This is a genomic window from Rhizobium sp. WYCCWR 11152, from assembly GCF_013087615.1.
Taxonomy (GTDB): Bacteria; Pseudomonadota; Alphaproteobacteria; order Rhizobiales; family Rhizobiaceae; genus Rhizobium; species Rhizobium indicum.
This window is the reverse complement of sequence record NZ_JABFCP010000024.1, coordinates 97647-110520: the sequence shown is the minus strand read 5'-3', so window position 1 is coordinate 110520 and position 12874 is coordinate 97647. Positions and strand designations below refer to the sequence as shown.

The window sequence follows — 12874 nt, the reverse complement described above, 5'->3', positions numbered from 1 at the left end:
CATATCGCTCAAACGCCCTGGAACATGCGGGCACGAGCATTCAATATGTGTTTTTTCATCGCATCATGCGCTTCGGTTTCCCGGTGCGCGAAGATCGCCTCAACGATCACCGCATGCTCATCCTGGACGCTGCGGATCTGTTCCGGCGTTCGCTTCAAGCTCAAGCTTCGCGTAACGGAATGCCCGATGGCGAAATGCGGCTTGAACCACTCGCGCAGGGTGATGTGGAACTGGTTCCCGGTCGCCATGGCAATTGCATCATGCAGAGCCTGGTCCTCCTCGGCGCCAAGCTCCCCGTTGCGCAAACATTGCTCGATCGACAGAAGCGCTGCCGTTATCCGCTCCCTGTCGACCGGTTGCCAGTTTCGCGCTGCAAGCTCCGCCGCCTCGGCTTCGAGACCGGCGCGGAATTCGAAGAACCGCTGGACATCGGCCAAGGAGCCGACCGGCACCATTTTCAGCATCGACGAATCCGGCCTTTGTCTGACATAGGAACCGGAACCCTTGCGCGAAACGACCAAGCCATCGGCTCTCAAGCGTTCGAGCGCTTCGCGCACGACGGGTCTCGATGCGCCGAAATCAGCGGCGAGCTTCGTCTCCGGCGGCAGCCGTTCGTTCACCGGAAAGTTGCCGTCGGCGATCATCCCCACGATCTTCTCGTAGATGATGTCGCTGAAGCGCGTTGCGCCCCTGTTCGAAACGGCATCGACGGCGAGTGTCATCATGGTCCTTTTCTCTCAAGGCCGCGTGCGCCGGGTCAGCGGCCACACCTTGGCTGTCGCCGGCCATGATGTTCAGGGCGGCGACAGCATCTGACAGATCCAACGTTTTTCGTCCTGCTGGCCGTATTTCAGCGGCACAACGTCGCATTTCAATGCAGCATGGCTACAAAATTTGTAATTATCTGTCAACTCTTGTAATCATTTGAGAACGTGTCTATGGTTTCGATCGTAGCGCCGAGGAGGGCGTCAGCGTCGGGTCGGGAGCCCGTCGCATCAGCCGGCGCAAAGGCTGCGCCGGCACAAAAGGGAGGAATTCGATGGCCAAAGAAATACTGTCGCGTGGCGTCACCCGCCGCGCCGTGCTTGGTGGCATGGCTGGTGTCGCGGCGCTGTCTATCGCCGGTCGCGTGTCTGCCGCAGGCGGCGAAGCGCCGGCCCTTGCGCAGCTCGCCAAGGATGGAAAGCTGCCGCCGCTGGCTGAGCGCCTGCCGAAAAAGCCGATGGTCGTGACGCCGTTCGAGAAGGTCGGCACCTATGGCGGTTCGCTGCGCCGCGGCCTTCGCGGTTCATCCGACCATAACGGCATCCTGCGTATGGTCGGCAACCAGAGCCTTGTGCGCTGGAACCTCGATTTTACCGCCGTGCAGCCGAACCTTGCCGAGCGCTGGGAAGTCAGCGACGACGCAACACAATTCACGTTCCATCTGATCGAAGGCGTGCGCTGGTCCGACGGTCATCCCTTTACGGCCGATGACGTCGTTTTCGCGATCGAAGACTGCGTCAAGAACACCGAGCTCTACAGCTCGACACCGGCGCAGCTTGCCGTCGCCGGCAAGCCGGTCACCGTCGAGAAGATTGACGACTATACGGTGAAGTTCACCTTTGCTGCGGCCAACGCGCTTTACCTGGAAAACCTCGCCACACCGCTTGGCCAGCATCCGACGCTGTTCCCGAAGCATTACTGCAGCCAGTTCCTGCCGAAATATAATCCCAATATCGAGGCCGATGCGAAGAAGGCCGGCGTCACCAGCTGGACGGAGCTCTTCCGCAGCCGTTGCGGCGACATCGAGATCCCGTCGCGATGGGGCAATGTCGACAAGCCGACGCTCGATCCATGGGTGGTCAAAGAGCCCTATGCCGGCGGCGCGACGCGCGTCGTCATGACCCGCAATCCTTATTTCTGGCAGGTCGATACCGAGGGCAACCAGCTCCCCTACATCGATGAGATCAACTTCGGCATCTCGCAGGACGTCGAATCGCTGATGCTGAACGTCATCTCTGGAAAGATCGACATCCAGGAACGTCACATCAGCGTTCTCGCCAACAAGCCGACGCTGTCCAAGAATATGGAAAAGGGCGATTATCGGCTGCTGACGCTCGTGCCTTCGGCCTCGCAACAGTGCCAGATCTATTTCAACATCACCCACAAAGATCCTGCCATGCGCAAGATGTTTGCCGACAAGGCGTTCCGGCAAGCGCTGTCGATCGGCATCAATCGCCAGGAGCTCATCGACATCGTCTATTTCGGACAGAGTGAGCCCTATCAGGCCGGGCCGCGTCCGACCCATCCCTGGTATAACGAGAAATACGCGCGCCAATTCACCGAATTCGACGCCGACAAGGCAGGCGCGATGCTCGATGAGGCCGGCTATAAGAAAGGCAGCGACGGTTTCCGCCTCCGGCCTGACGGCCAGAAGGTGTTCTTCTCGATCGACGTCATTCCGACGCTTTATCCCGACCTCGTCGATGCCCTGGAACTGGTCAAGGCGCATTGGGCTCAGATCGGTGTCGACATGAAGGTCAACACGATCGAGCGGGCGCTCTATTACACCCGCGGCGACGACAACGCCCATGACGCGGCGGTGTGGCCAGGTCCTGGCGGTCTCGATCCAATGCTCGATCCGCGCGATTTCTTCGCCTTCCATCCGCAGGGTTCGCGTTACGCCATTCCGTGGACGCTTTGGTACACCTCCAACGGTGCACGCGGCGAAGAACCGCCGGAAAGCCAGAAGAAGCGCATGAAGCTCTTCGACGAAGCGCGTTCGACGGCCGATCTCGACAAGCGCGGCGCGATCATGAAGCAGATCTTCGACATCGCGGCCGAGGAGTTCGAGACCGTCGGCCTTTGCCTTGCCGTCGGCGGTTTCGGCATCATCCGCAACAATCTGCGCAATGTTCCCGAGAAGGAGCCGGATAGCTGGTCCTGGCCCAATCCCGGCCCTGCAATGCCGCAGCAATTCACCTTCACGAGCTGATTTTCGTCATAAGCGCCGTACCATCAGGTACGGCGCTTTCTTTCAGTTCGCCCTCCGAGATGCCTTGCCGGCCCTGACGGCCGACAAGGCCCGGAAGGCGGCGTTCAATGCAAGAGGCGCCTCATGCTGGTCTTTATCGCCAAACGCTTCCTATGGATGATCCCATCGCTGTTTGCCGTCAGCTTCCTGGCTTTCGTGCTGATCCAGCTGCCGCCGGGCGATTATGTCACGACCTATATTGCGACGCTGGCAGCCTCCAACGAGATCGTCGATCAGAACACGGCGGCGCAATTGCGCGAGCGCTTCGGCCTCGGCGACCCGATGCTCGTCCAATATTTCAAATGGATGTGGGGCATTCTCACGCGCGGCGATTTCGGCATCTCCTTCGAATGGCAGCAGCCGGTCTCGGACCTGATCTGGGAGCGCATGGCGCTGACGCTGGTTCTGGCCCTGTCGACATTGATCGCCACCTGGGCGATCGCGCTGCCGATCGGCGTCTATTCCGCCGTGCGCAAATATTCGATCGGCGACTATTTCTTCACCGCCTTCACTTTCTTCGGCCTGGCCGTTCCGTCCTTCCTGCTGGCGTTGGTGCTGATGTATGTCGCGGCGGTCGAATTCGGGCAGGATGTCGGCGGGCTCTTTTCGCCGGAATACGAGAACGCGTCCTGGAGCTTCGCCAAAATGGTCGACCTCTTCTCGCATCTCTGGCTTCCGGTCATCATCCTTGCCGTCTCCTCGACGGCGAGCCTCATCCGCGTCATGCGCGCCAACATGCTCGATGAGTTGCCGAAGCCTTACGTCACAACGGCCCGGGCAAAGGGTCTCTCTGAGTTCCGGCTGCTGATGAAATATCCTCTGATGATCGCGCTCAATCCGTTCATCTCGACGATTGCCTGGCTGCTGCCCAACCTCATTTCCGGCTCGGTCGTTGTCGCGATCGTCCTCAATCTGCCGACGGCCGCACCTTTGCTGCTGCAGGCGCTGATGGCCCAGGACATGTATCTGGCCGGCGCCTTCGTCCTGCTGATCTGCGCGCTGACGCTGATAGGCTCTCTGATCAGCGATATCCTGCTTGCGCTGGTCGATCCCCGCATCCGGTTGGAATAGGAGCCCCACGTGGCCGACATCACCGTTACAAACATTCCCCCGGATCGCGCCGCCGTTGCATCGCAGTGGCAACTCATCTGGTGGGCTTTCCGCCGGCACCGGCTGGCCATGGTGGCGCTTGTCGTCACTGTGCTGATGTATATCGTCGCCCTGCTTCCCGGCTTTTTCGCCATCAACGATCCGTACCTGCAAAATGCGCGGGCGACCTTTCACCCGCCGCAGAAATTGCATCTGATCGATACTGAGAACGGGTTCTCCTTCGGCCCGCATTATTATCCGATGAAGCTCACCCGCGATCCGGAAACGCTGGCCGCCATCTACAAGGAAGACACGACAAAACGTGTCGACGTCCAGTTCTTCGGGCGCGGCTATGAATATTCCGTGTTCGGCCTATTCAGGACCAACATCCATCTGATCGCCTCGCCCGACAAGACGACGCCGCTGCTTCTCTTCGGCGCCGACAGGCTTGGACGCGATGTCTTCAGCCGAACTGTGCAGGGCTCGCAGATATCGTTGTCGATCGGCCTCGTCGGTGTCTTCTTCTCGTTGATGCTCGGCATCGTGCTCGGCGGCATCTCGGGGTATTACGGCGGCCGCATCGATTTCTTCCTGCAGCGGGTGATCGATTTCGTGCTGTCGCTGCCGACGATCCCGATCTGGCTGGCGATGGCCGCGGCCCTGCCACAGGACTGGCCTGCGACGCTACAATATATGATGATCACGATCATCCTGTCGCTGACCGGCTGGGCGCAGCTCGCCCGCGTCGTTCGCGGCCGCTTCCTGTCCTTGCGCACCGAGGAATTCGTCGCCGCCGCCAGGCTCGACGGCGTTCGCGAAAGACGCATCATCTTTCGCCACATGCTGCCGAGCTTTGCCAGCCATATCATCGCGTCGATCACGCTTGCGGTGCCGGCAATGATCCTTGCCGAAACCTCTCTTTCCTTCCTGGGGCTCGGTCTGCAGCCGCCGACCATCTCCTGGGGCGTGCTTCTGCGCGAGGCCCAGAACATTCGCTCGATCGCCACCGCGCCATGGCTCTTCATGCCGGGCTGTGCCGTCGTGGTCGCCGTGATGGCGCTCAACCTTCTCGGCGACGGCCTGCGCGATGCAGCCGACCCCTACAACAAATGAGGCCGGCATGACCGATACCCTTCCTATTGCCGGCAGGCCGCTGCTCCAGGTGAAAAATCTGACGGTGGAGTTCCCTCTGCGCACCGGCGTCTTTCGCGCCGTCAGCGATCTGTCTTTCTCGATCGAGCCGGGCAAGACGCTCTGTGTCGTCGGCGAAAGCGGATCTGGCAAATCGGTGACGGCGCGTTCGATCCTGCAGATCGTCGATGCGCCTGGCCGTATATCCGGCGGATCGATCATATTGAACGATCAGAACGGCGGCTCGATCGATCTAACCAGCCTCAATCCGCGCGGGCGTCAGATCCGGGCGATCCGCGGCCGCGACATCGCCATGATCTTCCAGGAGCCGATGTCGTCGCTGTCGCCGATCCACACGGTCGGCAACCAGATCGTCGAGGCGCTTCGCCTTCACACCCGGATGAGCAAGGCAGAGGCGCGCGCTGAAGCCATATCGCTGCTCAGCCAAGTCGAGATTCCCTCACCGGAAAAAGCGCTGGACCGATATGCCTTTCAATATTCCGGCGGGATGCGCCAGCGCGCGATGATCGCCATGGCGCTCGCCTGCAAACCGCAACTGCTGATCGCCGACGAGCCGACCACGGCCCTCGACGTGACGACCCAAGCCGAAATTCTCGACCTGATCGCCCGGCTGCAGAAGGCCAAGGGCATGGCCGTTCTTTTCATTACGCATGACATGGGCGTCGTGGCGCAGATCGCCGACGATGTGCTCGTCATGCACAACGGCGTCGCCAAGGAATATGCGCCGGTCGAGCAGATCTTTCATGCGCCGAAAGACGACTATACCCGCATGCTGATCGGCTCGGTGCTGAAGCTGGAAGCGAAGGCCGAAATCCGGCTGGCGCGCCCGCCGCTCGACACGACGGCGCCACCGATCCTCGAACTCCGCAATGTCTCGATGGATTTCGGCGAGGTGAAAGCGCTGGACGATGTTTCCATTTCGCTTCTGCCGGGCGAGACGCTCGGCATTGTCGGCGAGAGCGGATCCGGCAAGACGACGATGGGTCGCTCGATCATGCGGCTGATCGATCCGACTGCCGGCGAAATCCTCTATCGCCGCGCCGACGGCGACATCATCGATCTGGCAACGGCAAAAGGGCAGACGCTTGCCGCCGCAAGGCGGGAATTGCGGATGGTGTTTCAGGATCCTTTCGGCTCCCTCAACCCACGCATGACCGTCTCACAGATCATTGGCGAGCCGCTGCTCGTCAATGGCGTTGCAAAAGGGCGGGCGCTGGAAGAGCGGGTTTGTCACCTGATGGAGCAGGTTGGCCTGGACCCGAGGGCACGCGAACGCTACCCGCACGCATTCTCCGGCGGCCAGCGCCAGCGCATCGGCATTGCCCGCGCCATCACCCTCAATCCGCGCGTCATCGTTGCCGATGAGGCGACCTCGGCGCTCGACGTCTCGGTGCGCTCGCAGGTGCTTGATCTGTTGATGCGCCTGCAGGACGAACTCGGTCTCGCCTATATCTTCATCAGTCATGACATCGGCGTTATCCGCTACATGTGCGACCGTGTCGGCGTCATGTACAAAGGCCAGCTCGTCGAAATCGGCGACGCGGAGAAGGTCTGCCGCACACCCGAGCACGCCTATACGCAGGCGCTCATATCAGCGATTCCGCGCCCTGATCCGCGTGATCGCGATCAATCGCGGCGCTTCCGCTACGTCGCGCCGGACATTTTGAAGAATGGGAGTTTTCAGCGATGAAAATCACCGGAATCCGCACTTTTCTCATGCATGTCGGTCAGCCCGATCCCGCGAACTGGGCTTCCGACCAACGCTCCAGTAGTGGCGTCTCGAAACAGTTCGGCGGCACCAGAAACTGGCTCTTTCTGAAGGTCGATACCGACGAGGGCATCACCGGCATCGGTGAATGCTCAGGCTGGCCGCGCGTCGTCGAGACGGCGATCCATGATCTCGCCCCACTCCTCATTGGCGAAGATCCGGCCCATATCGAACGGCTATGGCAGAAGATGCATATCGCGATGATGGGCCATGGCATGCTCGGAACGGTCGGAGGCGGTGCGATGACCGGCATCGACATGGCGCTATGGGACATCAAGGGCAAGGCGCTCGGCGTGCCTGTCTGGATGCTGCTCGGCGGCAAGGTGCGCGACCGGATCCCGATCTATTCGCATGCGAATACGCCCGAGCGTGCGCTTGCCATCAAAGCGCGAGGCATAAAGGCGATCAAATGCGGCGGCGTCGCCGATCCGGTCCGCAAGGTTGCTGCGCTGCGTGACGCCGTCGGTGACGACATGGACATCGCCATCGATCTGCATGGGCCGCCGTGGCTGACGCCTGCGGATGCCTGCCGGCTGGTGCGGGCGCTCGAACCCTATGAATTGATGTGGGTGGAAGATCCGATTGCGCCGGAGAATATCGACGGCTACCGGCGCATCCGCGACGCAGCACATGTGCCGCTTGCCGCCGGCGAGCGCTCGGCGACCATCTTCGGCGAGCGTGAGCTCATAGAGAAGGAACTGGTCGACATCATCCAGCCGGACACCGGCCGGGCCGGCGGCATCACCCAGATGAAGAAGATCGCGGCCATGGCCGAAGCCCATCATATCCAGATGGCGCCGCATTCGGGTTCGCTCGGGCCGGTGGCGGAATATGCGGCTCTGCATCTGCTTGCAGCGATCCCCAACGCCCTCATCCTTGAGCGGCTCGACGACGACTGGGACGGCCGCCGCCAGACGATCGTGCCGCACCCGCAACAGGTCGACGGCTTGATCGCCGTTCCCGATGGCCCGGGACTTGGCTGCGATATCGACGAGGCCTTCGTGGCGCGCTTCCCCAGCAACGGCAATGTCTCGGTGCCGCAAAGTGCCGGTGCCTACAATCCCGGAACCGACAACGAGCATCTCTACGTGCAGACGCGCCAGTCGCGCCGCACCTATTTCAATCGCTAGAAGGACAGAAAGATGAAGATCGACCGCATGCGGGTTTTCATGACCCGCGACAAGGACCGTCCGCGCGTGATCGTCGCGCTCGACACCGATGACGGGCTGACGGGTTGGGGCGAATGCTACAATCACGGCCCCGACAAGGCGCTGCCGCCGCTGCTCGATTATCTCTACGGATTTGTCTCCGGCCAGGACCCGACACGCGTGGAGTATCTCGTCAATCTGCTGATCCAGCAGAGCCGCTTTCCGCCGGGGGCGCTTGGCCTTGCCGCGATCTCCGCGCTTGATCACTGCCTGTGGGACCTTGCGGCCAAGGCGGTGAATGTCCCGGTCTACAAGCTGCTCGGAGGCGAAGTGCGCGACCGCATCAAGGTCTATGCCGGTGTCTATACCGCGCCGGATGCGCCGGCGGCCCGCGACGAATTCGATCGCCTGAAGGAGGGATGGGGGTTCACCGCCTTCAAGCTCAGCCCCTGGCGGATCGACATGCACTCCAACCGCTGGGGTAATGTCGTCAAAGCCTCGGCGGATTATTTCCGCTCGCTTCGCGAAACGGTCAATGACGAATACGAAATCGCCTTCGATGCCCATGCGAAGATTTTCGAACCGATCGCCGCTCGCCAGCTCGGCAATGCGCTGGCGCCTTATGACCCGCTGTTTTTCGAGGAGCCGCTACGTCCTGAAAATATCGAGGCCTGGGGCGATCTGAAACAGGGGCTCAACTGCACACTTGCGACCGGCGAGTCGCTCTATAACAGAAACGAGTTCCTGCGGCTGCTGCAGGTTAAGGGCGCCGACCTCATCCAGCCCGACATCTGCGTCGTCGGCGGCATCAGCGAAATGCGCCGCATCGCCACACTCGCCGAAGCCTTCTTCGTCGGCGTGGCGCCGCACAACCCGATGGGCCCGCTTGCGACGGCGGTCAATGTTCATTTCTCGGCGGCGGCACAGAATTTCCGCATCCTCGAATACCGGCTGCCGAAGGGACAGGCCTATGTCTATGGCGGCCTCGATATCGAGAAGCGGGAGGGAGAAACCCGTTACGTCGTCGATCCCTATCTGCCGAAGGACGGCTATCTGGAACTGCGTCCCGACCGGCCGGGCTGGGGCGTCGAAATGGACGAGAAGGCGATGGAAGAGGAGGGCTACATCCATTGGCAGCGACGCGTGCCGAAGCGGCCCGACGGCTCCTACGCCTTCGCCTGAGGGCATTGCCCGTTTAAAAAACAGGAGCTGACCGCCCGGATGGCGCGGCCAGCTCCTGCAGGGCGACGCTTCTAGAGCATGATGCCGAAAAGTGTGAGCGGTTTTCGGGTGACATCATGCTCTAACTATTTAATTTAGAACAGGATTCAAATTTTAGGCCGGTCGGCCTAAAATCATCCTGTTCTAGGCATCTTTCGGCAGCACTGAGCGAACCCTTGCGATGAAGACATGGAAGTCCTGCATGTAAGTGCGAAGGAAATCGGCGGTTTTGTCGTTGGTGACCTCGCCGTCATCGGTGATCAGCCCCGGTGTGAACTGGATGTAGGCTTCCGGGGCATTCATCTGGGGAGAGTTGCAGAAACTGAGCACACTGCGCAAATTCTGCTGGGCGACTGCCGTGCCAATCGCGCCCGGCGACGTGCCGATCACCGCTGACGGCTTGCGTGTGAACGAGTTGGTGCCATACGGGCGGCTCGCCCAGTCGATGGCGTTTTTCAGCCCGCCGGGTATGGATCGATTGTATTCGGGCGTGACGAACAGCACGGCGTCGACGGCCGCGATTGCCGCCTTGAATGCCTTGCCAGCCGGAGGGTAGTCGGCGTCGTAGTCGTAGCTGTAGAGCGGCAGGTCCTTGAAGGATATCTCCGACATTTCAAGTTCCGGCGGGGCGAGCCGCACCAACGCCTTGGCGAGCTTGCGGTTGATCGAGCCCTTGGCGAGGCTGCCGATGAGATAGCCTACTTTATGCGTGGTCATGGCGTTCTCCAATATCTCGCATGATAAGGGACGTATCATACGCAAGAATCATAGAAGGGGTGTCTTGTCCTTCGTTCGCAGGTCACTAATCGCCGAGGAACGTGACCGTCTCGCCGAGCGGGGCGCGGCCCGTACGGGCGTAACTGACCGTGGGATCTTCGTACCCGATCGACATGCCGCAGAAGAGGATGAGCCCGTCCGGGGGTGATAGGACCTCTGCGACGGTCTCGCGAACCTGCGACCACGCCATCTGCGGGCAACTGTGCAGACCTTCGGCGCGGAGCAGCAGCATGACGGTCTGCAGATACATGCCGACGTCGGCCCATTGCGGTAGGCCCAGGTCACGGTCGATGTAGCAGAACAGGGCGGCGGGCGCGCCGAAACAGTTCCAGTTGGCGATTGCTGCCCGCTGGCGCGCCTCCCAGTCCTCGCGCGCAATGCCGAGCGCGCTGTAGCGCTCCTTGCCGAAGGCGGACCGGCGCTCGCCGTAAGGGGGCTTCAGCCCGGCCGGGTACATCTCGTACTGCCGCTTGTCCCAGGCGTCGCCATGGGCCACGCGCTCGACGGCGGACGTTTTGAGCTCTGCCAGCGGTGCGCCGGTCATCACGTAGGTGTTCCACGGCTGGATGTTCGATCCTGACGGCGACCAAGCTGCGGCGGACAGCACACGCTCAAGCACGTCCCTCTCCACAGGCTCGTCTTTGAATCCGCGCACCGACCGTCGACTTTTGACTGCCTCATATACGTCCATGATCGCCTCCATGGCGCTGGCCGTTCGTTACGTCCATACTCATGGCCGCTTCCTCCTGACTGTTCCGTTCCTGATGTGGTTCATTATCTCCATTCGCAATGGAGGCGTAATCACACCGTGGTCTAGGAGGCGTACATCAAACGTACATCAGGGATCGATGCGTTCGGGGGGGGGCATGTGGGCGAAGCATCGCGGGGCTCCCGCGCCACGGGCGTCCCGGCCTGGAATGACGCCCCTGAACGGCCTCAGCTTGGCGCTTACGCTCAAGCCGCAGTCATCCTTTTCGCCGTCTTCGCCATTGCGCTGCTCTTCGTTGCCGCGGCGCCGATCCCGAGTTGCCTACAAGATCATGCTCCAATCATGAGCCGCAAGAGCAACGCTTCGTCGTCTCGTCAGGTGCCTACGGCTTGGACGCGTTCCACTGGGGGGCGAGGGTGCCATCCGAAGATGTCGGCAAGCGTATTGAGCATCGCCGTGGCCGCGGCGGATTGAAGTGAATAGTAGATCGTCTGGGCAGCCCTTCGGGTCTGCACGAGTTCCTGCTCTCGAAGAATTGCCAAATGCTGGGAAGTCGAAGATTGGCTCAATCCCACCTCGTCGGCCAGGACGCTCACGGACATTTCTCCTTCGGCCAGCAGATGCAGAATGTGAAGCCGTTTGGCATTCCCCATGGCCGACAGGAAGTTTGCTTCGTTGTCGAAGACGTTGGTTTCAGGGGAAGGCGCGGCTGACGATTGATTGTTCAAAGCGAGATCTCCTTGGGGAACCAAAGCCGGGTATCTGGTCATATCCCCGAGCTTTAATTTAGAGATAACGCATGGGTGCGGGGCCGAAACCCATTATCGGCGCCGCATCGTCTTTTCCGGCGCAAATCGGATACGGCGCGCATCAAATGGACAGCGGCGGCAGATCATCTTCGAGGCCGGCATCCTTCGCCTACTAGCGCGGGCCGACCTGGCGCATTTGTGCGGGCAGTGTTTCCCAGGCCCGGATCAGTTCGCCGATGGAGGCCGCCTCCATCTTGTGCATGACATTGCTGCGATGCAGCTTGACCGTCACCTCGCTGATGCCGAGATCGAAGGCGATCTGCTTGTTGAGGCGGCCGCGCGCCACTTCATGCAGGACCTCGCGCTCGCGCTGCGTCAGTGTCTCCAGGCGCTTGATATTGCGCTTGGTGACCGCCGCTTCGGCTCGCCGTTCGGCGTCCATCGCAATGCCGGCAGTCACGGCGTCGAGCAGCGTCTGGTCCCGCACCGGTTTGGTGAGAAAATCCACGGCGCCGGCCTTCATCGCCTGGACGGTCATCGGGATGTCGCCATGCCCGGTCAGGAAGATGATCGGCTTGGAAATGCCGTTTTCGGCCAGATGGCTCTGCAGGTGAAGACCGCTTGCGCCTGGCATGCGTACGTCGAGGATCAGGCAGCCGGGGCTATCCAAGATATCGGCGTCAAGCAATTCACGGGTCGAAGCAAAACTGGTCGACTGGAAACCCGCCGACAGGATCAGCTCCGACAGCGCCTCGCGAACCGATGCGTCGTCATCGACGATAATGACAAGCGGCTGGTTCTCTTCATAACTGCACTGCAATGATAACGGCGCCGATCTCCGCAGCAACGGCTGGTCAACTCTCATGTCACCCTCCATCTGTCGATTTATGCAAAGCGTTGGCAATGGCCGCCAGCAGGGCCTGGGCATCGAAGGGCTTGCGGAAAAATCCGCTCGCGCCTTGAGCGCGTCCCTGATCTGCTATCTCGTGGCGGCCCGTGATCATGAATACCGGCAGCTCCGGCCGTGATTTCCTCACCAGGTCACGAAGTTCGAAGCCGTCGATGCCGGGCATTCCGATATCGGTAATGAGCAGGTCGAGGTCCGACAGCCCGTTGACGAGCAGCGAGCCCGCCGATGAGAAGCTGCGGGCCACATAACCCGCGGATTCCAGAAGGTCGCCCATCGATTCAAGCAACCTTGGATCGTCATCGACAATTGCCACGACGTGTCTTGTCTTGTTCATG

The 12874-nt window shown here is 61.0% G+C and carries 12 protein-coding genes; 6 read left to right on the top strand and 6 right to left on the bottom strand.

Annotated features, from left to right (window positions below; all coding sequences use genetic code 11):
* Nucleotides 1-8: 8 nt before the first annotated feature.
* The gene (locus tag G9X67_RS30930; protein WP_138388998.1) at nucleotides 9-722 is read right to left on the bottom strand and encodes a FadR/GntR family transcriptional regulator; all 714 of its coding nucleotides are present in this window, start codon (nucleotides 720-722) and stop codon (nucleotides 9-11) included.
* Between the two features lie 317 nt (nucleotides 723-1039).
* On the opposite strand from G9X67_RS30930, the gene G9X67_RS30925 reads away from it, so the two are divergent.
* The 6 genes from G9X67_RS30925 (at nucleotide 1040) to G9X67_RS30900 (ending at nucleotide 9355) form a co-directional block, all read left to right on the top strand.
* The gene (locus G9X67_RS30925) at nucleotides 1040-2977 is read left to right on the top strand and encodes an ABC transporter substrate-binding protein (protein ID WP_171600416.1); all 1938 of its coding nucleotides are present in this window, start codon (nucleotides 1040-1042) and stop codon (nucleotides 2975-2977) included.
* Between the two features lie 123 nt (nucleotides 2978-3100).
* Entirely contained in the window at nucleotides 3101-4087 is a 987-nt protein-coding gene (locus tag G9X67_RS30920) for an ABC transporter permease (protein ID WP_027664799.1), read from the top strand.
* A gap of 9 nt (nucleotides 4088-4096) precedes the next feature.
* Nucleotides 4097-5218 (top strand): ABC transporter permease, encoded by a 1122-nt coding sequence (locus G9X67_RS30915; protein ID WP_129422515.1) that lies wholly within the window; start codon nucleotides 4097-4099, stop codon nucleotides 5216-5218.
* Nucleotides 5219-5225: 7 nt separating this feature from the next.
* Nucleotides 5226-6947 (top strand): ABC transporter ATP-binding protein, encoded by a 1722-nt coding sequence (locus G9X67_RS30910; protein ID WP_171600415.1) that lies wholly within the window; start codon nucleotides 5226-5228, stop codon nucleotides 6945-6947.
* Complete coding sequence (locus G9X67_RS30905; RefSeq protein ID WP_138388852.1) at nucleotides 6944-8155, top strand: mandelate racemase/muconate lactonizing enzyme family protein; 1212 nt, start codon at nucleotides 6944-6946, stop codon at nucleotides 8153-8155. The genes G9X67_RS30910 and G9X67_RS30905 overlap by 4 nt, the downstream gene beginning before the upstream one ends.
* Nucleotides 8156-8167: 12 nt before the next feature.
* On the top strand, nucleotides 8168-9355 hold the full coding sequence (locus G9X67_RS30900) for a galactarate dehydratase (RefSeq protein ID WP_011649533.1): 1188 nt from the start codon (nucleotides 8168-8170) through the stop codon (nucleotides 9353-9355).
* A gap of 183 nt (nucleotides 9356-9538) precedes the next feature.
* On the opposite strand, the gene G9X67_RS30895 is transcribed toward G9X67_RS30900, so the two are convergent.
* The 5 genes from G9X67_RS30895 to G9X67_RS30875 all read right to left on the bottom strand — a co-directional run bounded on the left by G9X67_RS30895 (nucleotide 9539) and on the right by G9X67_RS30875 (nucleotide 12873).
* Entirely contained in the window at nucleotides 9539-10111 is a 573-nt protein-coding gene (locus tag G9X67_RS30895; RefSeq protein WP_003550113.1) for an NADPH-dependent FMN reductase, read from the bottom strand.
* Nucleotides 10112-10196: 85 nt separating this feature from the next.
* The gene (locus G9X67_RS30890) at nucleotides 10197-10862 is read right to left on the bottom strand and encodes a nitroreductase (protein WP_138388854.1); all 666 of its coding nucleotides are present in this window, start codon (nucleotides 10860-10862) and stop codon (nucleotides 10197-10199) included.
* Between the two features lie 392 nt (nucleotides 10863-11254).
* A complete protein-coding gene (locus G9X67_RS30885; RefSeq protein ID WP_138388855.1) occupies nucleotides 11255-11608 on the bottom strand; it encodes a metalloregulator ArsR/SmtB family transcription factor in 354 nt (117 codons plus the stop codon).
* 193 nt (nucleotides 11609-11801) lie between these two features.
* Nucleotides 11802-12494, bottom strand: a complete 693-nt coding sequence (locus G9X67_RS30880; RefSeq protein ID WP_138388856.1) for a response regulator transcription factor — start codon at nucleotides 12492-12494, stop codon at nucleotides 11802-11804.
* Nucleotide 12495: 1 nt separating this feature from the next.
* On the bottom strand, nucleotides 12496-12873 hold the full coding sequence (locus G9X67_RS30875; protein ID WP_003550117.1) for a response regulator: 378 nt from the start codon (nucleotides 12871-12873) through the stop codon (nucleotides 12496-12498).
* Nucleotide 12874 lies beyond the last annotated feature (1 nt).